24 protein-coding genes are annotated in these 25,835 nt (G+C 63.8%); 1 reads left to right on the top strand and 23 read right to left on the bottom strand.

Going from position 1 to position 25,835, the window contains the following annotated elements; translation table 11 throughout:
- Positions 1-24 precede the first annotated feature (24 nt).
- From atpD to D9X30_RS02290, 14 genes are all read right to left on the bottom strand, one after another.
- Positions 25-1,428 carry a F0F1 ATP synthase subunit beta gene (atpD, locus tag D9X30_RS02225; protein ID WP_029051300.1) on the bottom strand — a complete coding sequence of 468 codons (1,404 nt, stop codon included), beginning with the start codon at positions 1,426-1,428 and terminating at the stop codon, positions 25-27.
- Positions 1,429-1,461: 33 nt separating this feature from the next.
- The gene (gene atpG, locus D9X30_RS02230; protein ID WP_153946337.1) at positions 1,462-2,337 is read right to left on the bottom strand and encodes a F0F1 ATP synthase subunit gamma; all 876 of its coding nucleotides are present in this window, start codon (positions 2,335-2,337) and stop codon (positions 1,462-1,464) included.
- Between the two features lie 71 nt (positions 2,338-2,408).
- On the bottom strand, positions 2,409-3,950 hold the full coding sequence (gene atpA / locus D9X30_RS02235) for a F0F1 ATP synthase subunit alpha (protein ID WP_029051302.1): 1,542 nt from the start codon (positions 3,948-3,950) through the stop codon (positions 2,409-2,411).
- Between the two features lie 39 nt (positions 3,951-3,989).
- Positions 3,990-4,532, bottom strand: a complete 543-nt coding sequence (locus D9X30_RS02240) for a F0F1 ATP synthase subunit delta (RefSeq protein WP_153946336.1) — start codon at positions 4,530-4,532, stop codon at positions 3,990-3,992.
- Between the two features lie 2 nt (positions 4,533-4,534).
- Positions 4,535-5,005 carry a F0F1 ATP synthase subunit B gene (locus tag D9X30_RS02245; RefSeq protein ID WP_029051304.1) on the bottom strand — a complete coding sequence of 157 codons (471 nt, stop codon included), beginning with the start codon at positions 5,003-5,005 and terminating at the stop codon, positions 4,535-4,537.
- 105 nt (positions 5,006-5,110) lie between these two features.
- Complete coding sequence (gene atpE, locus D9X30_RS02250) at positions 5,111-5,377, bottom strand: F0F1 ATP synthase subunit C (RefSeq protein WP_008650162.1); 267 nt, start codon at positions 5,375-5,377, stop codon at positions 5,111-5,113.
- Between the two features lie 62 nt (positions 5,378-5,439).
- Positions 5,440-6,309, bottom strand: coding sequence for a F0F1 ATP synthase subunit A (atpB, locus tag D9X30_RS02255; protein WP_153946335.1), 870 nt, complete (start codon positions 6,307-6,309; stop codon positions 5,440-5,442).
- A 284-nt stretch (positions 6,310-6,593) separates the two neighbouring features.
- Positions 6,594-7,121 (bottom strand): ATP synthase subunit I, encoded by a 528-nt coding sequence (locus D9X30_RS02260; protein WP_249640860.1) that lies wholly within the window; start codon positions 7,119-7,121, stop codon positions 6,594-6,596.
- Between the two features lie 433 nt (positions 7,122-7,554).
- Positions 7,555-8,448 carry a ParB/RepB/Spo0J family partition protein gene (locus tag D9X30_RS02265; RefSeq protein ID WP_153946333.1) on the bottom strand — a complete coding sequence of 298 codons (894 nt, stop codon included), beginning with the start codon at positions 8,446-8,448 and terminating at the stop codon, positions 7,555-7,557.
- A 32-nt stretch (positions 8,449-8,480) separates the two neighbouring features.
- On the bottom strand, positions 8,481-9,254 hold the full coding sequence (locus D9X30_RS02270; protein WP_153946332.1) for a ParA family protein: 774 nt from the start codon (positions 9,252-9,254) through the stop codon (positions 8,481-8,483).
- Between the two features lie 76 nt (positions 9,255-9,330).
- Complete coding sequence (gene rsmG, locus D9X30_RS02275; protein ID WP_249640861.1) at positions 9,331-10,038, bottom strand: 16S rRNA (guanine(527)-N(7))-methyltransferase RsmG; 708 nt, start codon at positions 10,036-10,038, stop codon at positions 9,331-9,333.
- Positions 10,039-11,994 (bottom strand): tRNA uridine-5-carboxymethylaminomethyl(34) synthesis enzyme MnmG, encoded by a 1,956-nt coding sequence (mnmG, locus tag D9X30_RS02280; RefSeq protein WP_153946331.1) that lies wholly within the window; start codon positions 11,992-11,994, stop codon positions 10,039-10,041.
- Between the two features lie 245 nt (positions 11,995-12,239).
- Positions 12,240-13,130, bottom strand: a complete 891-nt coding sequence (locus tag D9X30_RS02285) for an N-formylglutamate amidohydrolase (protein WP_153946330.1) — start codon at positions 13,128-13,130, stop codon at positions 12,240-12,242.
- A gap of 3 nt (positions 13,131-13,133) precedes the next feature.
- Positions 13,134-14,150, bottom strand: coding sequence for a Bug family tripartite tricarboxylate transporter substrate binding protein (locus D9X30_RS02290; RefSeq protein WP_153946329.1), 1,017 nt, complete (start codon positions 14,148-14,150; stop codon positions 13,134-13,136).
- A 128-nt stretch (positions 14,151-14,278) separates the two neighbouring features.
- On the opposite strand from D9X30_RS02290, the gene D9X30_RS02295 reads away from it, so the two are divergent.
- Positions 14,279-15,202, top strand: coding sequence for a LysR substrate-binding domain-containing protein (locus tag D9X30_RS02295; protein WP_153946328.1), 924 nt, complete (start codon positions 14,279-14,281; stop codon positions 15,200-15,202).
- Positions 15,203-15,335: 133 nt separating this feature from the next.
- Here the strand turns inward: D9X30_RS02295 and D9X30_RS02300 are convergent, their stop codons facing one another.
- The 9 genes from D9X30_RS02300 to D9X30_RS02340 all read right to left on the bottom strand — a co-directional run bounded on the left by D9X30_RS02300 (position 15,336) and on the right by D9X30_RS02340 (position 25,788).
- Positions 15,336-16,079: an ABC transporter ATP-binding protein gene (locus D9X30_RS02300; protein ID WP_153946327.1), complete on the bottom strand. Its 744-nt coding sequence runs from the start codon at positions 16,077-16,079 to the stop codon at positions 15,336-15,338.
- 9 nt (positions 16,080-16,088) lie between these two features.
- Positions 16,089-17,969 (bottom strand): branched-chain amino acid ABC transporter ATP-binding protein/permease, encoded by a 1,881-nt coding sequence (locus tag D9X30_RS02305; protein ID WP_153946326.1) that lies wholly within the window; start codon positions 17,967-17,969, stop codon positions 16,089-16,091.
- Positions 17,970-17,972: 3 nt separating this feature from the next.
- Complete coding sequence (locus tag D9X30_RS02310) at positions 17,973-19,025, bottom strand: branched-chain amino acid ABC transporter permease (protein WP_153946325.1); 1,053 nt, start codon at positions 19,023-19,025, stop codon at positions 17,973-17,975.
- A gap of 217 nt (positions 19,026-19,242) precedes the next feature.
- Positions 19,243-20,391: an ABC transporter substrate-binding protein gene (locus tag D9X30_RS02315; protein ID WP_153946324.1), complete on the bottom strand. Its 1,149-nt coding sequence runs from the start codon at positions 20,389-20,391 to the stop codon at positions 19,243-19,245.
- A 350-nt stretch (positions 20,392-20,741) separates the two neighbouring features.
- Positions 20,742-21,500, bottom strand: a complete 759-nt coding sequence (locus tag D9X30_RS02320) for a sulfite exporter TauE/SafE family protein (protein WP_153946323.1) — start codon at positions 21,498-21,500, stop codon at positions 20,742-20,744.
- Positions 21,501-21,615: 115 nt separating this feature from the next.
- Complete coding sequence (locus D9X30_RS02325) at positions 21,616-22,188, bottom strand: hypothetical protein (protein WP_228770798.1); 573 nt, start codon at positions 22,186-22,188, stop codon at positions 21,616-21,618.
- A 290-nt stretch (positions 22,189-22,478) separates the two neighbouring features.
- Entirely contained in the window at positions 22,479-23,522 is a 1,044-nt protein-coding gene (locus D9X30_RS02330; protein WP_153946322.1) for a branched-chain amino acid ABC transporter permease, read from the bottom strand.
- A complete protein-coding gene (locus D9X30_RS02335; protein ID WP_153946321.1) occupies positions 23,522-24,406 on the bottom strand; it encodes a branched-chain amino acid ABC transporter permease in 885 nt (294 codons plus the stop codon). The genes D9X30_RS02330 and D9X30_RS02335 overlap by 1 nt, the downstream gene beginning before the upstream one ends.
- A 173-nt stretch (positions 24,407-24,579) precedes the next feature.
- Positions 24,580-25,788: an ABC transporter substrate-binding protein gene (locus D9X30_RS02340; RefSeq protein WP_153946320.1), complete on the bottom strand. Its 1,209-nt coding sequence runs from the start codon at positions 25,786-25,788 to the stop codon at positions 24,580-24,582.
- Positions 25,789-25,835 lie beyond the last annotated feature (47 nt).

Raw genomic sequence — 25,835 nt, forward strand, 5'->3', positions numbered from 1 at the left:
TGGCGCCAAGACGAAAGACGCCGCTTACTGAAGCTTCTTGGCCTTCTCGAAGGCTTCGTCGATCGAACCGACCATGTAGAAGGCCTGTTCCGGCAGGTGATCGCACTCGCCATCCACCAGCATCTTGAAACCACGAATGGTTTCCTTCAGCGGCACGTACTTGCCCGGCGAACCCGTGAACACTTCGGCCACGTGGAACGGCTGCGACAGGAAACGCTGGATCTTACGAGCGCGCGACACGGCCAGCTTGTCTTCCGGCGACAGTTCGTCCATGCCCAGAATCGCGATGATGTCTCGCAGTTCCTTGTAACGCTGCAGGGTCTGCTGAACGCGGCGGGCCACTTCGTAGTGCTCCGTACCCACGACTTGCGGATCCAGCTGGCGCGAGGTCGAGTCGAGCGGGTCGACGGCCGGGTAGATACCCAGCGCGGCGATGTCACGCGACAGCACGACGGTCGAGTCCAGGTGCAGGAAGGTCGTAGCCGGCGACGGGTCGGTCAAGTCATCGGCAGGCACGTACACGGCCTGGATCGACGTGATCGAGCCAGTCTTGGTCGACGTGATACGTTCCTGCAGCTTGCCCATTTCTTCAGCCAGCGTCGGCTGATAGCCCACGGCGGAAGGCATACGGCCCAGCAGTGCCGACACTTCCGTACCGGCCAGCGTGTAGCGGTAGATGTTGTCGACGAAGAACAGGATGTCGCGGCCTTCGTCGCGGAAACGCTCGGCCATCGTCAGGCCGGTCAGCGCCACGCGCAGACGGTTGCCCGGCGGCTCGTTCATCTGGCCGAACACCATGGCCACCTTGTCGAGCACGTTCGAGTCCTTCATTTCGTGGTAGAAGTCGTTCCCTTCACGGGTACGCTCGCCCACGCCGGCAAACACCGACAGACCGCTGTGCTGCTTGGCGATGTTGTTGATGAGCTCCATCATGTTCACGGTCTTGCCGACGCCGGCGCCACCGAACAGGCCCACCTTGCCGCCCTTTGCGAACGGGCACACCAGGTCGATCACCTTGATGCCGGTTTCCAGCAGGTCAACCGACGGCGACAGTTCGTCGAACTTCGGTGCCTTCTGGTGAATCGCGCGCTTTTCGTCAGCGGCGATCGGGCCGGCTTCGTCGATCGGGCGACCCAGCACGTCCATGATGCGGCCCAGCGTACCGTGGCCAACCGGCACGGAGATGGGGGCGCCGGTGCTCTTCACCGACATGCCACGGCGCAGGCCGTCCGACGAGCCCAGGGCGATGGTACGCACCACGCCGTCACCGAGCTGCTGCTGCACTTCGAAGGTCAGACCCTTCTCGGCGAACGACTTGTCGTTGCCCTCTTCGAGCACGAGTGCGTCGTACACCTTCGGCATTGCGTCGCGCGGGAACTCGATGTCCACCACGGCGCCAATGCACTGCACAATATTTCCGATACTCATTTCGTATCTCCGATAGCTTGAATTCTTGACGCCTTAGACCGCAGCTGCGCCGCTGACGATTTCCGACAGTTCCTTCGTGATCGCGGCCTGGCGGGTCTTGTTGTAGACCAGCTGCAGTTCGCCAATCACGTTCTTGGCGTTGTCGGAAGCCGCCTTCATGGCCACCATGCGCGCGGACTGCTCCGACGCCATGTTTTCGGCCACGGCCTGGTACACCAGCGCCTCGACGTAGCGGACGAGCAGCTCTTCCACAACCGTCTGGGCGTCGGGCTCGTAGATGTAATCCCACGAGTAGGCGCGCTTTTCATCTTCGGTCTGGCTCAGCTTGTCTGCGGCCAGCGGCAGCAGTTGCTCGACCATCGGCTCCTGCTTCATCGTGTTGATGAACCGGGTATAAGCCAGGTACACCGCGTCGACTTCGCCGTTGGTAAAGGCATCCATCTGGACCTTGATCGCGCCGATCAGCTTTTCCAGATGCGGGGTGTCACCGAGATGCACCACGTTCGAGACCACCTTGGCGCCGATACGACCCAGGAACTGCATGCCCTTGGTACCGATGGCGGTCGCTTGCACGTCCACGCCGCGGTTCTGCAGGGTCTTCAGTTCATTGGTCACGGCTCGCAGCACGTTCGTATTCATGCCGCCGCACAGGCCCTTGTCGGTCGTCACCACGATCATGCCGACGCGCTTGACATCGCGCGACACCATGAAGGGGTGCTTGAACTCGGGGTTGGCGGTGGCCAGGTGCGCTGCGATATTGCGCACTTTTTCAGCATACGGACGGGCGTTGCGCATCCGTTCCTGCGCCTTGCGCATCTTGGATGCGGCGACCATTTCCATCGCCTTGGTGATCTTTCGCGTGTTCTGCACGCTCTTGATCTTGGTTCGAATCTCTTTCGTTCCGGCCATATCTTTCCTCTCCATTCGTGCCGCGCCGCATGCCTTGCGGCAGCCACGGCGCGGTCCGTGGAATCACGCGGTTAGAACGCGGCGGACTTCCTGAAATCCTCGATCGCTGCACGCAGGGCGGCTTCGTCGTCCTTCGACAGATCCTTGGTATCTTCGATGCGGTTGACGAGGTCGGCGAACTTGGTCTTCAGATGATCGTGCAGGCCCTTTTCGAACGGCAGGATGTCCTTCACGTCGACGTTGTCGAGGAAGCCATTGTTCGCGGCATACAGCGACGCGGCCAGTTGCCACACCTGCAGCGGCTGGTACTGCGGCTGCTTCAGCAGTTCCGTCACGCGGCGGCCGCGCTCCAGCTGCTTGCGGGTGGCATCGTCCAGGTCCGAGGCGAACTGCGCGAACGCAGCCAGTTCACGGTACTGGGCCAGGTCGGTACGGATACCGCCGGACAGCTTCTTGATGACCTTCGTCTGGGCAGCACCACCGACGCGCGACACCGAAATACCGGCGTTGATAGCGGGGCGGATACCGGCGTTGAACAGGTCGGTTTCCAGGAAGATCTGACCGTCGGTGATCGAGATCACGTTGGTCGGCACGAAAGCGGACACGTCGCCGGCCTGCGTTTCGATCACGGGCAGCGCGGTCAGCGAACCGGTCTTGCCGGTGACGGCGCCGTTCGTGAACTTGGCCACGTAGTCTTCGTTCACGCGGGCTGCACGCTCCAGCAGACGCGAGTGCAGGTAGAACACGTCGCCCGGGTAGGCTTCACGGCCCGGCGGGCGGCGCAGCAGCAGCGACACCTGACGGTAGGCCCAGGCTTGCTTGGTCAGATCGTCATAAACGATCAGTGCGTCTTCCCCGCGGTCGCGGAAGTATTCGCCCATCGTGCAGCCGGCGTAGGCAGCCAGGTACTGCATGGCGGCCGAGTCCGAAGCCGATGCGGCCACGACGATCGTGTATTCCATGGCGCCGTGCTCTTCGAGCTTGCGCACCACGTTCGAGATCGTCGAAGCCTTCTGGCCGATTGCCACGTACACGCAGAAGACGCCCTTGCCCTTCTGGTTGATGATGGCGTCGACGGCCACGGCGGTCTTGCCGGTCTGGCGGTCGCCAATGATCAGCTCGCGCTGGCCACGGCCGATCGGCACCATCGCGTCGATCGACTTCAGGCCGGTCTGGACCGGCTGGCTCACCGACTGACGTGCGATCACGCCCGGTGCCACCTTCTCGATCACGTCCGTTTCCTTGGCGTTGATCGGGCCCTTGCCGTCGATCGGCTGACCCAGCGTGTTGACCACGCGGCCCAGCAGTTCCTTGCCAACCGGCACTTCCAGAATGCGGCCGGTGCACTTGACCGTGTCGCCTTCCGAAATGTGTTCGTAATCGCCCAGCACCACGGCACCCACCGAGTCACGCTCGAGGTTCAGTGCCAGGCCAAACGTGTTACCCGGGAATTCCAGCATCTCGCCCTGCATCACGCCGGACAGGCCATGCACGCGGCAGATACCATCGGTCACGGAAATCACCGTGCCGGTGTTGCGCACTTCAGCGTCGGCGCCAAGACCCGAGATGCGGGACTTGATCAGCTCGCTGATTTCTGAGGGGTTCAGTTGCATCACAATGCTCCTAATTCTTCAATCCGTCGGCCGTTGCGGTCAGGCGGTCAGCGTGGCTTGCATGGCAGCCAGGCGCGCGCGCACGGAGGTGTCGAGCACTTCGTCGCCGACCTTGACGCTCACGCCGCCAATCAGCGACGGGTCCACCGCCACCTTTGCGTACAGCTTGCGACCGAACTTGCGTTCGAGTGCGGCGACCAGTTCCTTCGTCTGCGAATCGTCCAGCGGGAATGCGCTGGTGATCTCGACGTCGGACGAACCCTCGCGGGCATTCTTGAGCGCATGGAACTGTTCGGCGACTTCCGGCAGCACCGTCAGGCGGTTGTTCTCCACCAGCAGGTTGACGAAGCGACGGGCTTCATCGTTCACCGGGCTCTTCAGCACCGAAAGGAACAGTTCCTGGAGCTTTTCGCCCGGGACGTTCGGATCGGTGGCGAGCGCCTGCATGTCGGGGTTGGCGGCAACCTGCCCCATCTCCGACACCAGTTCAGACCATGCACCCAGGTTGCCTGCACCGGCTTCGCTCGCGACGCGGAACAGCGCCTCAGCGTAGGGACGGGCAATGGTTGCGGTTTCAGCCATGATTAGAGCTCAGCCTTGAGTTGATTGAGCAGGTCTGCATGCACCTGCGCGTTCACTTCACGCTTGAGGATCTGCTCTGCACCCTTCACGGCAAGCACGGCGACCTGGTCGCGCAGCGTTTCGCGGGCGCGGGTCACTTGCTGCTCTGCCTCGGCCTTGGCCTGGGCGATGATGCGTGCGGCTTCTGCCTGGGCGTTCTGCTTGATCTCGTCAGCGGCGGCCTGGGCACGCTTTTCAGCGTCGGCCACGCGTTGTGCGCCTTCGGTGCGGGCTTCGGCCATGGCCTGGTCCACACGCTTGTTGGCGAGTTCAAGCTCCGCCTTGCCCTTTTCGGCAGCGGCGAGGCCATCGGCGATCTTCTTTGCGCGTTCGTCGAGCGCCTTCACCAGCGGCGGCCAAATGAATTTGGCAACAACCCACCACAGGATGAAGAACACGACCATCTGCGCAAAAAACGTTGCGTTCAGATTCATGGTGTGTTCCTTTCGGTAATCAAACTACAGATAAATGCACAAGGGCGGCCAGGCCATCGGACTGAGGCCTACGCCGCCCGTCAGCATCATGCAGACCGAAAAGACTTACTGAATGACCGACAGCAGCGGGTTGGCGAAGGCGAACAGCATTGCAACACCCACACCGATCAGGAATGCAGCGTCGATCAGGCCAGCCAGCAGGAACATCTTGGTCTGCAGCGGGTTCATCAGCTCGGGCTGACGTGCGCAGGCTTCGATGTACTTGCCACCCATCAGGGCGATACCCAGGCAGGCGCCGATAGCGCCCAGACCGATGATGATGCCGATACCGATTGCGGTCAGACCCTGGATGTTGGCGAGATATGCTTGCATGATGACTCCTTTAATTTAGAGAGACTTAGAACCAAAAAACCAAAAAACGAAGAACCGGAAAATCAGTGGTGATCGTGAGCCTGGCCGATGTACACCAGCGTCAGCATCATGAAAATGAATGCCTGGAGCAGCACGATCAGAATGTGGAAGATGGCCCATACGGTGCCGGCAACCACGTGCCCGATGAAGCCCAGTGCCGACAGGTCGGCGCTGAACGTCCAGATGGAACCCAGCAGCGCGATCAGCAGGAACACCAGTTCGCCTGCGTACATGTTGCCGAACAACCGCATGCCCAGCGACACGGCCTTGGCCAGGAATTCAATGATGTTCAGGATCAGGTTGAACGGGGCCAGGTACCACTTGGCGCCGAACGGGGCCGAGAACAGCTCGTGCATGAAGCCGCCCGCGCCCTTGATCTTGAAGCTGTAGTAGATCATCAGCACCAGAACCGAGCACGACATGCCCAGCGTGCCGTTCAGGTCGGCCGTGGCCACCGCGCGGTGGTGCGGAAGGTGGATGTGGAAGATGCCCAGCACGTTGTTCAGGCCGGTGACCCAGTCCACGGGGATCAGGTCGATCGCGTTCATCATGGTGATCCAGCAGAACACCATCAGCGCCAGCGGAGCGATCCACGAGCGGTCGCCGTGGATGATGCCCTTGGCCTGGTCGTCGACCATCTCGACGATCATTTCGACGAAGGCCTGGAAGCGGCCCGGCACGCCGGCCGTGACGCGACGCGCGGCCAGGTACAGGAACAGCACGGCGATGGCGCCGCACAGCACCGACCAGAACACGGTGTCGTAGTTGAGGACACTGAAATCGACGACGGAATGCTGCTTGCCGCCGACCGAATTAAAGTTCTGCAGGTGTTCGGCGATATAGCCTGAGGGTGTGAGCGTGTGCCCAGCGCCTTGAGTAGCTTCAGCTGACATGTCGAAACGATCGGTATATTGCGAAATCTGAGTTTCCGGCAACCGCTTTGGCGGCCGCCCGGCATGCGTCTTGCTTTGGCCTTCGGTCACATGACCGGTCACCGCCTGGGCAAGCCCGCGCTATTGTTCTGGGCAAAACCTTACTCACGCAGCACTTCACGGTTGTGACGCCCTGCGCGTAAAACCACTTGATATTCCGGATGGGTGCCTCATCTGAGACCGAATCCCACGCCGTGGCCCTGCTTCATGCATTGCCAAGGGCGACGGGATTCGCGTATCTCCGCTTAGCGGATCGCGAGCGCCACCCAATAAGTCTTGAGCGCCAACAGGAACGTGACCAGCATCGGCACCCAGCGCAGATCCCGGTACAGCACGATCACCAGCACCAGCAGTGCCATCGTGCCGAAGACCTTGATCGCCTCGCCGGCCACCAGGCCGCCGACCGACGGCTGCTTGCGCGACATATACAGACGCAGCGCAAAGAAGCCGCTGGGCACGAAACACGCCATGCCGCCGAAGAAGGCCGACCAGCCCGACGGTGCATGCTCATGCGCGAACACCGCCCAGGCCATTGCGGACAACAACGTCACGACGACCTGCGCCAGCACGACCTTGCCTGGTGTCATGCGCGACGGACGCAACGCGCGCTCGCCAAGCAGCTTCACCGCTTCGGCATGCGACAGCGGATCGACAGCTTCCTCTTCGCGCGCGGCGCTATCATCCCAGTCATCGCGCCAGCCATCGTCTCGATGATTGTCGCGGGATGCCGTACCGGCTTGCGATTTTTCCTGCTGACGGTCTCGTACCACCACCTGCCTGGCCTCGTTCCAGGCCGGAACTTTTTGGGTCCGGCCAGAATTCAAACCGCACGATTCTATTAGCAATCGCCGACACGCGTCAATCTGCTTTCAGTTAGCTTGCAGGGAATTTCGCACAACGGTTGCTATCACGCGTTCATGATGGATGGTGCGAAATTGCGCGCCAATGATGCGTAACGTAATTGGATTGCGCACGCCAATGCGTGCATGATGGCGATTCGGCCATCGTTGGCAGCCGTTAGGGCGTGCATTCCGAAAGGTCATCGCCCGAGAGCCGTGCGGTTATCGCGCAGATTCATGCCGCGACACGGTGCATGGCCGGCGGGCTGTCGCGCGATGCCGACAGCCCGGCAATTTCATCGGTAAAACGATTGCCGTAACCCGGGTAAACGTATACGGAGCCCGTGCCTGATGGCGTTGGCCGGTATCAGGCGCTGGCCGCCGGTTCGCGCAGGCGGACCAACACGCCATCGAGCGCGTCGTTGCTGGTGAAGTGGATGGTCAACTGTCCCTTGCCGCGTGCGCCGAGCTTGATCTGCACCGCCAGCCCGAGCGTGTCAGACAGTTCCTCTTCGAGCCGCGCCACATCGCGTGTGCCGTTGCCCTGCTTCTGCTTGAGCGACTTCAGGTCGAACGGCTTCAGCGTCGAGGCGACGAGCTTCTCGGTTTCGCGTACCGACAGCCGCTTGTTCACAATCTGGTTGGCCAGCGTGATCTGGTTGGCCCCGTCCACGGCCAGCAGCGCGCGCGCGTGGCCCATGTCGAGATCGCCGGCCATCAGCATGGTCTGCACCGGCGAGGCCAGGTTCAGCAGACGCAGCAGATTCGAGACCGCGCTGCGCGAGCGGCCCACCGACTCGGCGGCCTGTTCGTGCGTGAAACTGAATTCGCGGATCAGGCGCATGATGCCCTGCGCCTCTTCCAGCGGGTTGAGGTCTTCGCGCTGGATGTTCTCGATCAGCGCCATCGCGGCGGCGGCCTGGTCGGGCACGTCCTTGACCAGCACCGGCACCTTGTCCAGCCCGGCCAGCTTCGACGCGCGGAAGCGGCGCTCGCCGGCGATGATCTCGTACCGGTCGGGTTCGGCCACGCGGCGCACCAGGATCGGCTGCATCAGGCCCTGCGCGCGGATGCTTGCCGCCAGCTCCTGCAGCGCGCCTTCGTCCATGCGGGTGCGCGGCTGATACTTGCCCGGCTGAAGCTGATTGACGCCCAGTACCGACGGCGCGCCTTCCTGCTTTGCGGTTTCGACAATCTCGGCGGGCCCGCCGAGCAGTGCTTCCAGTCCCCGGCCCAGACCCTTCTTTTTAGCGGTCACCATGCTCGCCACCCTTCCCTGTCTGTTCGTGCCGCTCAACCGAGCTGGCGTACGCGCGCAATCATCTCCGCGCCGAAATCGAGATACGCTTTGGCGCCCTTCGAGGACGCATCGAATGCCACGCCCGGCATGCCATATGACGGCGCTTCGGCCAGCCGCACATTGCGCGGAATCACGGTCTTGAATACCTTTTCCGCGAAGTGGGCCTCCAGCTGCGCCGACACCTGCTGCTGCAGCGTCACGCGCGGGTCGAACATCACCCGCAGCAGGCCAATCACCTTGAGTTCGCGATTCAGGTTGGCATGCACCTGCTTGATCGTGTTGACCAGATCGGACAACCCCTCCAGCGCGAAGTATTCGCACTGCATCGGTACGATCACGCCATGCGCGGCACACAGGCCGTTCAACGTCAGCAGCGACAGCGACGGCGGGCAGTCGATCAGCACGAAGTCATACTGGTCGTCCACTTCGGCCAGCGCCTGCTTGAGGCGACGCTCGCGCTGGTCCAGCTCCACCAGCTCCACTTCGGCACCGGCCAGTTCGCGATTGGCCGGCAGCACGTCGTAGCGGCCCGACTCGGACCGACGGGTTGCCTGCGGCACGGATGCCAGGCCGACCAGCACCTGGTACACACTGTGTTCCAGCGACTGCTTGTCGATACCGGAGCCCATCGAGGCATTGCCCTGGGGGTCCAGGTCGACCAGCAGCACGCGCTGCTCCTGCGCGGCCAGACCGGCGGCCAGATTCACCGTGGTGGTGGTCTTGCCGACGCCGCCCTTCTGGTTTGCGATCACGAATACCTTGGCCATATGCGCTTGCAGCTCCCTGTGCGTGTCTTCGTATTCATGCGACGAATAACACTTACCAAATTCTAAAACAGCGAATTCAACGCCGCGATAGCACTACGAGATGCCGTTCCGCATCGAGCTCTGGAACGACCAGTTTCGGCACCGCTTCCACCTGCCATGCCTGCATCAGGCCCGCGGCTTCCATCCGGTCGATCTCGGCCTGGGGATAAACCCCTTTCATCGCGAGCAGCTTGCCGCCTGGGGCCACCAGGTGGCCGGACAGGTTCACAAAGTCCGTCAGCTCGGCAAACGCACGCGACGTAATGACGGCATAGCCATCGGCGTCCTCGATCTTCTCGACGGGACCCCAGTGCGCCGCGGCATTGGTCAGGTGCAGCTGCGCGCGGCACTGCGTCAGGAATGCGGTCTTCTTCTGAACGATATCGACCATCAGCACCGACACATCGGGGCAGGTAATGGCCAGCGGCATGCCAGGCATGCCCCCACCCGAGCCCACGTCCAGTACCCTGCCCCGCGCAGCGTCAGGTACGGCCGGGCTGCGCGCGGCCTCGGCCAGCGCAGGAACCGCTGCGAGCGAATCGAGCAAGTGGTGGGTCAGCATCTCGTCGGGATGACGGATGGCGGTGAGGTTGTAGACGCTGTTCCACTTGCGGAGCAGCGTCAGGTATGCGAACAGCGTCTCGATCTGGGCAGGCGCCAGTGCCAGGCCGATGGCTCCAAGCCCGGCTTCCAGGCGCTGACGCTGGGCGGCCTCGTCGACCACGGTGTATCGCAAGCCTCCCACTCAGGCAGCCTCCTGACCGTTGCCGGCCTTCCCGTGCGTCTGCCCCGTACGGCCCATGCCCTTCTTCTTCAGATGGACCAGCAGCAGCGAGATCGCCGCCGGCGTGACGCCCGAGATCCGCGATGCCTGGCCCAGCGTTTCCGGACGGTGTTGATTCAGCTTCTGGCTGACCTCGAAACCCAGGCCGCGAACTTCGGTGTAGTCGAAGTCCAGGGGCAGCTTGGTCGCCTCGTTGGCGCCAAGCTTGTCCACCTCGGCCGCCTGGCGCGCGATGTAGCCGTGGTACTTGATGCCAATCTCGATTTGCTCGCGAATCTGCTCGGCCAGCATGGCATCGTCGGCAAGCGGCGTTTCCGGTGCGTAGCGGCCGTCCTGCAAGGCAACCAGTGCCTCGTAACGGACTTCCGGACGACGCAGCAGATCGGCCAGCGAGTATTCGCGCTCGATCGCCTTGCCGAGCAGCGGTACGGCGTCGGCTTCCGGCAGCAGCGTCGGGTTGACCCACGTGGACTTCAATCGCTCTGTTTCACGTGAAACAGCGTCACGCTTGCGGTTGAATGCATCCCAACGTACATCGTCCACGACGCCCAGTTCGCGGCCGACTTCGGTCAGGCGCATGTCGGCGTTGTCCTCGCGCAGGCTCAGACGGAATTCGGCGCGGCTTGTGAACATCCGGTACGGCTCGGTCACGCCACGCGTGATCAGGTCGTCGACCAGCACCCCCAGGTAGGCCTGGTCACGGCGCGGCGTCCAGGCGTCGCGCTCGCGCACGAAGCATCCCGCATTGATACCGGCCAGCAGGCCTTGTGCTGCGGCCTCTTCATAGCCTGTCGTGCCGTTGATCTGTCCGGCGAAGAACAGCCCCTGGATTGCCTTGCTCTCCAGCGATGCCTTCAGGCCGCGCGGGTCGAAGTAGTCGTACTCGATGGCATAGCCCGGGCGCAGGATATGCGCGTTCTCCATACCGCGGATCGAATGCACGAGGTCCAGCTGCACATCGAATGGCAGGCTCGTGGAGATGCCGTTCGGGTAGAACTCGTTGGTGGTCAACCCTTCCGGCTCAAGGAAAATCTGATGGCTTTCCTTGCCGGAGAAGCGGTGAATCTTGTCCTCGATGCTGGGGCAGTAGCGCGGCCCTACGCCTTCGATGACGCCGGTGTACATCGGCGAGCGATCGAGACCCCCACGAATGATGTCGTGGGTACGGCTGTTGGTGTGGGTAATCCAGCACGGCAGCTGCTGGGGATGCTGCTCCGGGCGCCCAAGGAACGAAAAGACCGGCACCGGGTCCAGATCGCCGGGCTGCTCTTCCATGACGGAAAAGTCGATAGTCCGGCCATCGATGCGCGGCGGCGTCCCGGTCTTCAGCCGTCCCTGCGGCAGCTTCAATTCCTTCAGACGTGCCGACAGCGACACGGCGGCGGGGTCGCCCGCACGACCGCCGGTGTAGTTGTCCAGGCCCACGTGGATCTTGCCGTCCAGGAACGTCCCCGCCGTGAGCACCACGGCCCGCGCACGGAAGTCAATGCCCGCCTGGGTACGCGCCCCCACCACCCGATCGCCCTCCACCATCAGGTCATCGACGGCCTGCTGGAACAGCATCAGGTTGGGCTGATTCTCCAGGCGCGTGCGGATCGCCTTGCGGTACAGCACACGGTCGGCCTGGGCCCGCGTGGCGCGCACGGCCGGGCCTTTGCTGGAGTTGAGGATGCGAAACTGGATGCCGGCCTCGTCCGTGGCTGCAGCCATCGCACCGCCCATGGCGTCCACTTCCTTGACCAGGTGTCCCTTGCCGATGCCGCCGATCGACGGATTGCAGCTCATCTGGCCCAACGTCTCGATATTGTGCGAGAGGAGCAGTGTCTGGCAGCCCATGCGCGCGGCGGCGAGGGCAGCTTCGGTGCCGGCGTGACCACCGCCGACGACAATGACGTCGAATTCTTTCGGGTAAAGCATGGGACACCTCCTCCGGGAGGCTAGGCGGGAAAATTCGGGATGTCGAATTATAGCGGCATTCGTTTGGCGGACTGGGCCCACAGCGAAGTTTCACGTGAAACATGGCGCCGAAGATACTCTTGGAACGGGCCGGTGTGTTCCACGTGAAACACACCGGTCGTGCTGTGGACAACTCTCGACAAAAAAGAAAGGGCCCTGCTTGCACAGGGCCCTTCCCTATCGACTCTGTTTCACGTGAAACATTGTCAGATCCGGCTCCGGATATACATCGCGATGCGCTCCGCCAGCGATGCCAGATCGCGCTGCAAGGTCGCGAATCCTTCGTTCGGCGCCTTGGTCGCCTCGTCCATATACAGCGGGCGACGGATCTCGATCTGCAGGCTGTTGCGCCGCTCGGCCGGTCGGCCGATTTGCGCGATCAGTTGCACCCCCTTGTACGGGTCGTTGCGCGCCACCGTGTAGCCCATGGACTTCAGCTCCCGCTCCACCAGATCCACGATGCCGGGCTCGCAGGTCGTACCATCGCGGTCGCCCAGCACAAAGTCCGCCAACGGATGCGGGCTATCGATCTTGAGCCGCTCGTAGGCGTTGTTCGGCATCGAGTGCAGGTTCAGATGCCAGAGTGCGCCGAATTGCCGATACGCGGTCTCCACTGCCTCCGCCAGTGCGGCGTGGTACGGGCGGTAGTAGCGTGCGATCCGGTTCTGTACCTCCGCCACCGACAGTTGGCGGTCGTAGATCGGCGTGGCCGCGTCGAGTTTCCGCCAGATCAGGCCATAGCCCAGGCGCGTCTTCTCGCCCGGCGACAGCGGCGTGGGCCACGGCGCATCCAGCAGTTCCGGGTCCAGGTCCTCCAGCATCCGGTTGGGATCGATATAGACGCGCGGGAAAGTTGCGCCGATCAGCGTGCCGCCGACCTTCGGGATGGCCGACCACAGCGTGTCGATATGGGTATCTTCGCCGCCACGCAGCCGCGCCAAGGGCACCGCCGCCTGGAAATCAGCCGGATAGTAGACGCCGCTGTGTGGCGAATCACAGACCAGCGGCAGTGGCAGCCCTTCCGGCAATGCCAGCGTATAGGGGCCGCCCGGCGCATCGCCCTGTACCGCGCGGTACGGTGTATCGAACGTCGTCATGGCTCAATCCAGCTTGATGTTGGCAGCCTTGGCCACGCGGGCGTAGCGTGCCATGGCCTGCTGAATCTGGGCCTTGAACTGGTCCGGCGTAGTCGGCACCAGCGTGCCGCCCGATTCCTCGATCTTGCGTTTGAACTCGGGGTTCAGCATCGCCTTGTGGATGGCGGCATTCAGCTTGTCGATGATGGGCTGGGGCGTACCCGCGGGGGCGACGATGCCGAACCAGCCACCGTCACCCATATCCTTGTAGCCAAGCTCGCCGTACGTCGGCACGTTAGGCAGTTGCGGGGAACGCTGCGCCCCGAGCAGGGCCAGCGCGCGCAGCCGGCCCGCCTTCACGTGCGGCAACGTGGTCGACAGGTTGTCGGTAATCGCATTCACCTGCCCTGCCAGCGCATCGTTCAGCGCCAGGCCGGCCCCCTTGTACGGCACGTGCAGCAGGTCGATCTTGGCCAGCATCATGAAATTCTCGATGTTGGCGTGCCCGAGCGAGCCCGCACCGGGCGACGCAAAGGTGTATTTGCCCGGGTTGGCCTTGGCCAGTGCGACAAACTCCTGCATGGTCTTGGCCGGTACACTCGGATGCACGGCAAAGACGCTGGGAACGGCCGCTACGTTGGTGACGGGCGCAAAGTCCTTGATCGGGTCGTAGCCCAGCTTTGGGTATACCGCCGGGTTGGACCCATGGGTGCTGACCGTGGCCATGCCGATCGTGTACCCGTCCGGCGCAGAGCGGGCCACCTGTTCCATGCCGATCGAACCGCCTGCCCCACCCTTGTTATCGACCACGATCGTCTGCCCCAGCTCGCGTCCAGCGTACTCGGCAACGAGGCGCGCCGACAGGTCGGTGGTGCCACCTGCGGCGAACGGCACGACCAGACGGATCGGCTTGTTCGGGTAGTTCGATTGTGCCGCCACCGGCATCGCCATAGCGCCAAAAGCGGCGCCGATGGCTGTGGACAACATTGTGGAAAACATCAGGCGGCGGCGCGTGGCGCGGACAGGCAGGGCTCGATTCATGGTGTGAAACTCCTCGTTTTATCGTTCTCGAATCCGGGGACCGAGCTGGGGAGTTTCGGCAGTTTACCGGCCCTGCACAAACGACTATATTGCACGCTTCCATTACCAAAGCTCATGCACACGTCGTCATGCGTATACGCTCACCTTCGATGTCCGAGCTACATGCATTTGTGACGGCTGCCAGGCTGGGCAGCTTCACCCGTGCCGCGGAATCGCTGTGCGTCACGCAAGGCGCCATCAGCCGCGCCATTTCCCGGCTGGAATCGCATTTCGGCCAGCCGCTGATCCATCGCAACGCCCACAAGCTCACGCTGACCGATGCGGGGCGCCAATACCTGGACGCCATCGCGGCCCCGGTGGCCGCGATCGAAACCGCCAGCGGGGCGATGCTGGGGGAAGATCGGCAGCATCACCTGACGCTGTCGGCGGTGCCCACACTGGCCAGCGTATGGCTGGTCCCTCGCCTGCCTGACTTCCACCGCAAGCATCCCGATATCCGGCTCGACTTCGTGCCCTACCGACGTGACGAAGACTTCGCCGGCGCAAAGCCCGATGCGGCGATCCTGACCGGGGAAGCCAGCCACTGGCCCAACCTGCAGGTGGACTATGTGATCGGACGCGAAATGGTGCCGGTCTGCCACCCCGCCCGGGCCCATGCGCGGCAAGCTTCCAATCTGTGGAAAACTCCGTCGGACCTGATGGTCGAACCGCTGCTTTTCCACACAACTGCCCCCAGGAACTGGGAGAACTGGCTACGTGCCACGGGCGTACCCAACGCTGCGCCCGCGCTGGCCCGAGGATTCGATCAGGTGTCGATTCTGCTGGAGGCCGTGAAGGCCGACATGGGCGTGGCCGTTTTGCAGCGATGCCTTGTCAGGGATGCGTTGCAGGCCGGTCAGGTGGTGGCGCCGTTCGATCTGCCGGTCACGTTGAACCGCGGTTATTTCCTCTGCGCGCCACGTGAAAAAAGCGACCATCGGGCCCTGACGATCTTCCGCGAATGGCTGCTTTCGGCGGCAGCGATCGATATCGTCGAACTGGTTCGCCAATAGTTATCCACACTGTGGATAGTTTTGTGAACAACATCGGCTGCGTGAATAAAAACGTCGCCAGAATGGGCACCGTTATTTTCCAAACCGATGTATACGTGCCACGAAACGTCTGCGCGGCATCTACGAGTTGCCTTTAGGCCGCCTTCTTGGCCAGCCCCAGATACGTCTCGATGACCTTGGGATTGCTGGCCAGCGCTGCGGCCTCGCCCTCCATGGCCATATCGCCAGTCTCGACCACGTAGCCGTAGTCGGCCACCTGCAGCGCCGCACGCGCGTTCTGCTCGATCAGCAGCGTCGCCACGCCGGTCTGGCGGAGGTTGCTGATGATGTGGAAGATTTCCTTCACGATCAGCGGTGCCAGGCCCAGGCTGGGTTCGTCCAGCATCAGCAGCTGCGGCTTGGCCATCAGCGCCCGGCCCACCGCCAGCATCTGGCGCTCGCCGCCTGACAGCGTGCCGGCCTCCTGCCTGGCACGCTCCCTGAGGCGCGGGAATAGGTCATAGACCACGTCCATCTGATCCAGATAGTGGCGCTCGCCGGCACGCTTGCGGCGGAAGGCACCGAGCTGCAGGTTGTCTTCGACGGTCATCGTCGAAAACAGCTCGCGCTTTTCGGGCACCAGGCACATGCCGCGCGCCACCCGCCCCTCCACCGGAATGCCGGCCATGTCGTGGTCCAGGTAACGGACCGTGCCGCTGGACGACCCGCTGACCGGCAGCGCGCCCATGATCGCGTTGAGCATGGTCGATTTGCCGGCGCCGTTCGGGCCGATCACCGTGACGATCTTGCCGGCCTGCACCTGCAGATTGGCGCCATGCACGGCCTCCACTTTGCCGTAGCGCACATGCAGGTCCTTCACCTCCAGAATCAGACTCATCTCATTTCCTCACTCGACGCCGCCGAGATAGGCTTCCAGCACGGCCGGATTCTTCTGCACCGCTTCCGGTACCCCTTCGGCAATGCGCGTGCCGAACTCCATCACCACCAGCCGATCTGTCAGGTTCATCACGAAGTCCATGTCATGCTCCACCAGCAGCACGCTCATGCCCTCGCCCTTCAGCTTGCGTAGCAGTTCCGCCAACGCCTGCTTTTCCTTGTAGCGCAGGCCCGCCGCAGGCTCGTCGAGCAGCAGCAGCGCGGGGTCGCAGCAGAGCGCGCGTGCGATTTCCAGAATGCGTTGCTGGCCCAGCGCGAGGCTGCCGGCTTCCATGTACATGCAGTCGGCCAGGCCCACACGCTCCAGCTGGCGCCGGGCCTCGAACAGCAGCTTCTGTTCCTCCGCGCGGTTCAGGCGCAGGATTGCCGCCGATACGCCGCCCTGTGCGCGGAAATCGCCGCGCAGGTGCGCGCCGATGGCCACGTTCTCCAGCACGGTCATCGTCGGCAGCAGATGCACGTGCTGGAAGGTGCGGCCCACGCCCCGCTTGACGATCTCGCGCGACGGCAGGCCCGATATCACCTCGCCGCGATAGCGCACCTCGCCGCGCGTGAGTGGCAGCACGCCGGTCACCAGGTTGAAGGTCGTGGACTTGCCCGCGCCGTTCGGGCCAATCAGCCCGACGATCTCGCCGGCACGCACCTGGAAGCTCACGTCGTTCACCGCTACCAGGCCGCCGAACTGCTTGCGCGCCGCGCGCACGTCGAGGATCAGCTCGCCGGCCCCGGGTTTCTGCCGTACCGCCAGGGCCTCGGCCTGATCCGGCGCGACCACGGGCGGCCCCGATGGCATCAGCCTGCGCAGGAACGGCCAGATGCCATCGCGCGCGTACTGCAGCAGCAGCACCAGCAGCACGCCAAAGACGATGATCTCGAAGTTGCCCGTGCTGCCAAGCAGCCTCGGCAGCAGCCCCTGCAGCACGTCCTTGAGGATGGTCAGAATGCCCGCGCCGAGCACGGCGCCCCAGACGTGCCCCACACCGCCCACCACGGCCATGAACAGGTATTCGATGCCGTAGTTGAGCCCGAACGGCGTCGGGTTCACGGCACGCTGCAGGTGCGCGTACAGGAAGCCCGAGACACACGCCAGGATCGCCGCCACGACGAAGATCACCACCTTCATCCACGCGGTATTCACGCCCATCGCCTCGGCCATCGTGCCGCCGCCCTTCAGCGCGCGGATCGCCCGTCCCGGCCGCGAATTGAGCAGGTTCTGCATGGCCACCACGGCCAGCAGCACCACGGCCCAGATCAGGTAGAACATCGACCGGCCCGACTGCAGCTCGATACCCAGGAACGACAGCACCGGAATGCCGTTCAGGCCATCGTACTTGCCCAGGAATTCAAGGTTGCCGAACAGGAAGAACAGCGACAGGCCCCAGGCTATCGTCGCCAGCGGCAGGTAGTGGCCCGACATCCGCATCGTAATCAGGCCAATCACATAGGCCGACGCCATCGTGATGACCAGCCCGACGATCAGTCCCAGCCATGGCGACAGCCCGAACTGCGTGGTCAGGTACGCCGTGCTGTAGGCGCCCAGCCCCACGAATGCGGCCTGGCCAAACGACGTCATGCCGCCCACGCCCGTCAGCAGCACCAGGCCGATCGCCACGATGCTGTAGAGCCCGATGTAGTTACCCAGCGTGATCCAGAACTCCGGTGTCGGCAGCACCGGCAGCAGCGCCAGCACGACGGCAAAGCCCAGCGCCAGCACGCGGTTGCGCGTGGCCCCGCGCAGGTGGCCTTCACGTCGCGATTGCGGCCGGCCTTGCGAATTCCCGTTGTGCGACTCCACGTGTTTCTCCAGCGGCTTGTCGGTCAGCATCGTCATGGCTTACTCCTCTTCCTCGACATGCTTGCTGGTCAGCGAACGCCACAGCAGCACGGGAATGATCAGCGTGAAGACGATGACCTCCTTGAACGCGCTGGCCCAGAACGACGAATACGATTCGAGCAGCCCCACCAGCAGCGCGCCGAGCGCCGCCACCGGATAGCTGGCCAACCCGCCGACGATGGCGCCAACGAACCCCTTGAGCCCCACCAGGAAGCCCGATTCGTAGTAGATCGTCGTCAGCGGCGCGATCAGGATGCCGCACAGCGCGCCCATCGCGGCGGCCAGCGTGAACGACAGGCGCCCGGCCTGCGTCGTGCCGATACCAACCAGCCGCGCGCCCAGACGGTTCACGGCGGTGGCGCGCAGTGCCTTGCCCTGCAGCGTGCGCTCGAAATAAAAATACAGCGCCGCAATCAGTACACCGGACACCGCCACGACCCACATGCTCTGCCCCGACACGCTGAGGCTGCCCACATCGAAGCGCGCATCGGAAAACGGATTCGTACGCGAGCCTTCGGCACCGAACATCACCAGCCCCAATCCCACCAGCGCGAAATGCACGCCGACCGACACGATCAGCAGCACCAGCGTGCTGGCCTCGGCCAGCGGCTGATAGGCCAGGCGATAGAGCATCGGCCCCAGGGGGATCACGATCAGCAGCGTCAGCGCGATCTGCACCAGCATCGGCAGCGGCATGCCGCCGTACTGCTGCACCAGGACATGCACGGCGCCCGGGAACAGCAGGTACTTGCCGGCCAGGACGAGGATGCGGCGCGGCGCGGCCAGCCGCAGCTCGGGGCTGCGCAGCACCGCCACCCCGTCGTAGAGGAATGTCAGCACGCCCATGGCCAGCAGCAGCCACGTGGTCTGCGGCGCGTGGCCCGCCTGCATCGCGGCCAGCGTCAGCGCGCCGTAGGCCACGAACTCGCCCTGGGGGATGAAGATGACGCGCGTCACCGAGAACACCAGCACCAGTGCCAGTGCCAGCAGCGCGTAGATCGCGCCGGAGGTGATGCCGTCCTGCGCCAGAATGGCCGCAATCGATAGGTCCATTGTCTGCCCGTGTTATGTGCGCGCGTGGCGGGCGCCAGCGCCGGAAAACCTGCCTGCCTGCCGCTACCGCAGCCTCAGCTTAGAGACTCCACCGCGCAATGCCTAGAGGGTGGCGGGAATCCACGGCGGCAAAAAAAGGGCGCATGGTCTGCCATGCGCCCTGCGTTGCTACGCTGCCCAGCGGGTGACCCCTGCCAGCCGGTCGGTTTGTGCCGGCTTACTTCTGCAGCTTCCACTTGCCATCGACGATCTGCACCATCACGCGCGCGCGCTGGTCCATGCCGAGGTGGTCGGTGGGGCTCATGTTGATGATGCCGTGCGATACCGGCAGGTTCTTCGTCTGCTCCAGCGCATCGCGCAGCGCCTTGCGGAATTCCTTCGTGCCGGGCTGGCCCTTCCTGAGCGCCTCGGGAATCGCGTTCTGCAGCAGCAGGCCCGCATCCCAGGCGTGGCCGCCGAAGGTGGATACCTGTCCGCCGAACGCCTTCTCGTATGCGGTCTTGTAGGTCATGGCCGGCTTCTTCACCGGATTGGTGTCGGGCAGCTGCTCGGCCACCAGCAACGGGCCGGCCGGCAGGAACGTGCCTTCGCAATCCTTGCCGCATACGCGCAGGAAGTCGGGGTTGGCCACACCGTGCGTCTGGTAGATCTTGCCCTTGTAGCCGCGCTCCTTGAGCGCCTTGGCCGGCAGCGCGGCCGGCGTACCCGAACCGGCGATCAGCACGGCGTCCGGATTGGCGCCCATCATCTTCAGCACCTGGCCCGTCACCGAATTGTCGGTACGCGCAAAACGCTCGTTGGCCACCACCTTGATCTTGCGCATTTCCGCCACCTTGGCGAATTCCTGCGCCCAGCTGTCGCCATAGGCGTCCGCGAAGCCGATGAATGCCACCGTCTTCACGTTGTTGCTGGTCATGTGCTCGGCCAGGGCGGTTGCCATGTGCGAGTCGTTCTGCGGCGTCTTGAAGACCCAGGCGCGCTTGCTGTCCATCGGCTCGATGATGCGGGCCGAAGCGGCCATCGAAATCATCGGCGTCTCGCTTTCGGCCGCCACATCCACCATGGCCAGCGAATTGGGCGTGACGGTGGAACCCACCACCACATCCACCTTGTCTTCGCTGATCAGCTTGCGCGTGTTCTTGACCGCCGTGGTCGTGTCGGTGGCATCGTCAAGCACGATGTACTCGATCTTCTTGCCGGCGATTTCCTTGGGCAGCAGCGTGAAGGTGTTTTTCTCGGGGATGCCGAGCGAGGCGGCCGGCCCGGTCGCCGAAACCGTGACCCCGACCTTTACCTGGGCGCTGACCGCGCCCGAGAACAGACTGGCGGCGGCAAGTGCCAGCAGGCTGGCGCGCTTGAACGTCATGGCTTGTCTCCTTCGATTCCAAAAACGGAAAAAGGCACCCGCCGGCTTCCGGCCGACGGATGCCTTCAGTTTTTTTGTGGCCCACTCTGGCAGGCTCTTTGGCGGATGCAACGCTGGCATCCGATCTCAGCCGGGAGCATCGAAGTTCGTCCCGTTTTTTCCCGTCCTGCGCCATTACCCCCGGATTGCGCAGTTGCATTTCCCGACCGCGCGGTCGGGAATGCGAATCGAGTCTAACACAGCGATGTGATACGAAAAGGCCGGATTAACCCGCAGCGGCGCAGGCGCAACAGTCGCGGGTTTCCATTGTCCGACGGGGCTTCCAGCCCGGTGCGGACACTTGCTGCGGCCTAGCGCAGGAACGCGTCGTAGGCGGTCTTCAGGATCAGCGCGCTGACCACCGCGATGAACACCTTGCGCACGAAGCGGCTGCCGTGCCGCAATGCCAGCTTGCTGCCCACCTGGCTGCCGGCCACGTTGGCCAGGGCCATCACGATGCCGAGCTGCCACCAGACATGGCCCTTGGCCGACAGCAGCAGTAGCGCCGCCAGGTTGGTGGCCAGGTTGACGATCTTGGCCGAAGCCGACGCGTGCAGGAAGTCGTAGCCAAACACGCGCACGAACACGATCATCAGGAAGCTGCCCGTGCCGGGGCCGAACACACCGTCGTAGAACCCGATCGCCGCGCCGGCCAGCAGCGCCGCCAGCCGTTCGCGCCCGCCCGACAGCACCGGCGCGTGCTCGGTGCCGAGGTCCTTCTTCACCACCGTATAGACCAGCAGGATCAGCAGCACGAAAGGCAGCGCCTTGCGCAGCGGCTCGGCCGGGATCATCGTCAGCGTCCACGCGCCGGCCATCGAGAACACGAAGGCTGCCAGCGTCGCGGGCGCGGTGGCGCCCCAGTAGATCCGTACCTTGCGCGCAAAGCGGAAGGCTGCATTGGACGTCCCCGCCAGCGACGCCACCTTGGTCGTGCCGATCAACGTCGCCGGCGACATGTTGGGATAGGTCGAGAACAGCGCCGGCACCTGCACGAGGCCGCCCCCGCCCGCCACAGCGTCGATCATGCCGGCCAGAAACGCGGCGGCGGCCAGAAATACAAACTCCATGGTTGAACAGTCCGAACGGTCGAAAAAGCGGTGAAAGGAATCGAGGGGATAGAAAGAATCGAAGCAGGCGGCAACGCGTCGCCTCGCCCGGGCGGGAAAACGGCGCCGCTGCGGGTCAGCCGAGCCGTTTCGGGGTGGGAATCAGGCTGCGCAGCCACAGGCCATCGGCGTCGCGCTGAAAGCCCCGCGGCGGCCGCGCGGCGTCGGCCACCAGCCCCGGCGCCAGCCGGATATGGCGGATGCCATGGGCACGGCACCAGTCGGCCAGCAGCTGGCACGTCGCTTCGAGCCAGCCCGCCGCATCGGCGCCCGGCGGCCACCATTCGGCCACCATCGCCACGCGCCCGCCCAGCGACAGGCTGTGAACCAGCGTGACAGGCGTCAGGCAGGCCAGCGCGGTATCGGCTTCACCGGGTTCGCGCACCGCGTTGGTGCCGACGCCCAGCACACAGATGCCGTGGCCGCCCTGCTCCAGCAAGGCGTCCAGAGACAGTCTCCGGGCGCGGGCTTCGGGCACCGGCAGCGGCGCGCGCGCGTTCAGCCACGCGTCGATGGCGGGACCATCGGCGCTGCCGCCGACGCGTATCTGATACTGCACTTTCTGGAAACCGGGGGATTCGGAAGGGGTGGACATGGCGCGGCCGAAGAAGCTGCCGGCATTGTCGCATGGGGGCTGGCGGGCGGTCATGCCGAAGATGCATCGGACGCACATCCACTCGGGCGCGTGCCGCAGGCGGCGGTTTCCGGAAGCCAGAAATGAAAAAGGCGTTGCCGGGGATCACCCAGCAACGCCTCTTTATCGTATTGGCTGCTGCTACCCGACACCGGGTGCGCGCCTGTCGTCTCCTCGCTTCCGCCTCCAATTAACCTGCGAAAACCGTATATGCAATGTAACGAACCGGTGCGTATGAAACAAGTCAGCAATAACCCTAGCCCCAAAATCGGGCATGTCGCCCGATCTCCACTCGGGGTGGCCGGCTAGTGCTTGTCCGATTTCCGGCCAGTCAGCGCAATCAGCTCGCCCATGATGCCGCGTCGGAACGTCAGCACGCAGATCACGAAGATCACGCCGGTCACCATCGTCACCGACTCGCCCAGCGCGTTGAACCAGCCGATGCCGGTCAGGTTGGCCAGGAACGTGCCAATGTCGCCGAGCTTGTTTTCCAGCGCCACCACCACGAACGCGCCGACGATCGGGCCAGACAGCGTCCCCAGGCCACCCACCAGCGTCATCAGGATCACCGAGCCCGACATCGACCAGTGCACGTCGGTCAGCGTGCCGAAGCCCAGCACCAGCGCCTTGATCGACCCGGCCAGGCCGGACAGCGCCGCCGAGATGACGAAGGCCAGCAGCTTGAAGCGGTCGACGTCGTAACCCAGCGAGATCGCACGCGGCTCGTTCTCGCGGATGGCCTTCAGGATCTGGCCGAACGGCGAGTGCACCGTCCGCACGATCAGCGCGAAGGCAGCCACGATGATGGCCAGCGCCACGTAGTACAGCGTCATGTCGTCGGCCAGCGGCAACACGCCGAACAGCTTGCCGCGCGGAATGCCCTGCAAGCCGTCCTCGCCGCCCGTGAACGGCGCCTGCAGGCAGAAGAAGAACAGCATCTGCGCCAGCGCGAGCGTGATCATCGAGAAATAGATGCCCTGGCGCCGGATGGCCAGCGAACCCACCACGTAGCCGATCGCCGCGCCGGACAGCGTGCCGAACAGCAGGCCCAGCTCCGGCGTCACGCCCCACACCTTCATCGCATGGCCGGCCGCGTAGCCCGCGCCGCCGAAGAACGCCGCATGGCCGAACGACAGCAGGCCCGTAAAGCCGATCAGCAGGTTGAATGCGCACGCGAACAGCGCGAAGCACAGCACCTTGAGCACGAACACCGGGTAGGCGCCGGCCAGCGGCGCCACGATCAGGCCCAGCAGCAGCAGGCCGTAGAGCACCTTCTTCTGCAATCCCGTCCCTTCCTTGAAGCCCTTGGCCTCGACGGCCACAGCCGTTTGTCCAGTCGGTCCGCTCATCACTTTTCCCTCCCGAACAGCCCGGCCGGGCGCAGCAGCAGCACGATCACCATGATGAAGAACACCACGGTCGACGATGCTTCCGGGTAGAACACCTTGGTCAACCCCTCGATCACGCCGAGCCCCAGGCCCGTGATGATCGACCCCATGATCGAACCCATGCCGCCGATCACCACCACGGCAAACACGATGATGATCAGGTTCTGGCCCATCAGCGGCGACACCTGGATCACCGGCGCCGCCAGCACGCCGGCAAACGCCGCCAGCGCCACGCCGAAGCCGTAGGTCAGCGTCACCATCAGCGGCACGTTGACGCCGAAGGCTTCCACCATCTTCGGGTTTTCGGTGCCGGCGCGCAGGTACGCGCCAAGCTTGGTCTTTTCGATCGTGAACCACGTGGCCAGGCACACCACCACCGACGCGGCCACCACCCAGGCACGATAGTTCGGCAGGATCATGAAGCCCAGGTCCGTGGCGCCCTGCAGGGCGTCGGGCGGCGAATACGGCAGGCCCGACACGCCGTAGATCGAACGGAAGATACCTTCGATGATCAGCGTGATGCCCAGCGTGAGCAGCAGCCCGTAGATGTGATCGAGCTTGTAGATCCAGCGCAGCATCGTCTTCTCGATGATGACGCCCAGCAGGCCCACCACGAGCGGCGACAGCACCAGCATCACCCAGTAGTTCAGGCCGGCGTATTCCATGCCGGCCCACGCCAGCACGGCACCGAGCATGAACAGCGCGCCGTGCGCAAAGTTGATCACGTTGAGCAGGCCGAAGATCACGGCCAGACCCAGGCTCAGCATCGCGTAGAAAGCGCCATTGACCAGACCCAGCAGCAGTTGGGACAGCATGGCGGGTAGCGGAATTCCGAAAATATCCATGGGCTGATTTGCCTGTTGGTGTCTCCCCTCTCCCACGCGTGGGAGAGGGGTCGGGGGAGAGGGTTCAGCGGCTCAACCTGCCATCATCCGGCCTTGGTACGCCATCCCTCTCCCCCTGCCCCTCTCCCGCCAGCGGGAGAGGGGAGCAAACCATCGCTGATTTGCCTGCTACCTTACTTCTTCAGGATCGAGCACTTCGACTCGGCCACCGTCGTGAACGCCTGGTCCCCCGGGATCGTCGCCGCCACCTTCAGGTAGTCCCACGGCTTCTTCGAATCCGCCGGCGCCTTGACCTGCATCAGGTACATGTCGTGGATATTGCGGCCATCGGCGCGGATGTAGCTCTTGTTGTAGAAGTCGTTGATCTTCATCTTCTTGAGCTCGGCCATGACCTTGTCCGGATCATCGGTCTTGGCGGCGTCCACAGCCTTGAGGTACGTGCTGACGGCGGAATAATCGGCGGCCTGCAGGCTGCTCGGCATCTTCTTCATCTTGCCGAAGAAGCGGTTCGCGAACTTGCGGGTGTCGTCGTTCATGTCCCAGTACCAGCTGTCGGTCATCAGCAGGCCTTCGGTGTTCTTCAGGCCCAGGCTGTGCACGTCATTGATGAACATCAGCAGGCCGGCAATCTTCATGCTCTTGGTGATGCCGAATTCCTTGGCGGCCTTGATCGCGTTGATCGTGTCGCCGCCGGCATTGGCCAGGCCCAGGATGTCAGCCTTCGATGCCTGCGCCTGCAGCAGGAACGACGAGAAGTCCGACGCCGACAGCGGGTGGCGCACCTGGCCCACCACCGTGCCGCCATTGGCCTTCACCACGGCCGCCGTATCGCTTTCGAGCGAATGGCCGAAGGCGTAGTCGGCGGTCAGGAAGAACCACTTCTTGCCGCCCTGCTTCACCACCGCGCTGCCGGTGCCCTTGGCCAGCGCCACCGTGTCATAGGCATAGTGCACCGTGTACGGCGAGCACTCTTCATTGGTCAGGCGGGCCGTGCCGGCGCCGATGTTGAAGTAGACGCGCTTCTTTTCCTGCGCCACCTTGTTCATGGCCAGGCCCGTGGCGGAATTGGTGCCGCCCAGCAGCATGTCCAGACCCTGCTGGTCCATCCATTCGCGCGCCTTCGACGCGGCGATGTCGGCCTTGTTCTGGTGATCGGCGCTGACCAGTTCGATCGGCTTGCCCAGCACCTTGCCACCGTGATCCTCGATGGCCATCTTGATCGCTTCCAGGCCGCCCGGGCCGTCGATGTCGGCGTACAGGCCAGACATGTCGGTGATGTAGCCGATCTTCACGGTATCGTTCGATACCTGCGCCGAAGCGCCCCCTGCAAACGCGCCAAAGACAGTTGCCGCCACTGCGACAGCCAGCCGATTCATCTTCATGTCTTGTCTCCTGAGTTGCGGCGGCGTGCTGCCACCCGTTCCTGCCA

Origin of the sequence: Cupriavidus sp. U2 (genome assembly GCF_009663685.2) — a bacterium.
GTDB lineage: Bacteria > Pseudomonadota > Gammaproteobacteria > Burkholderiales > Burkholderiaceae > Cupriavidus > Cupriavidus necator_C.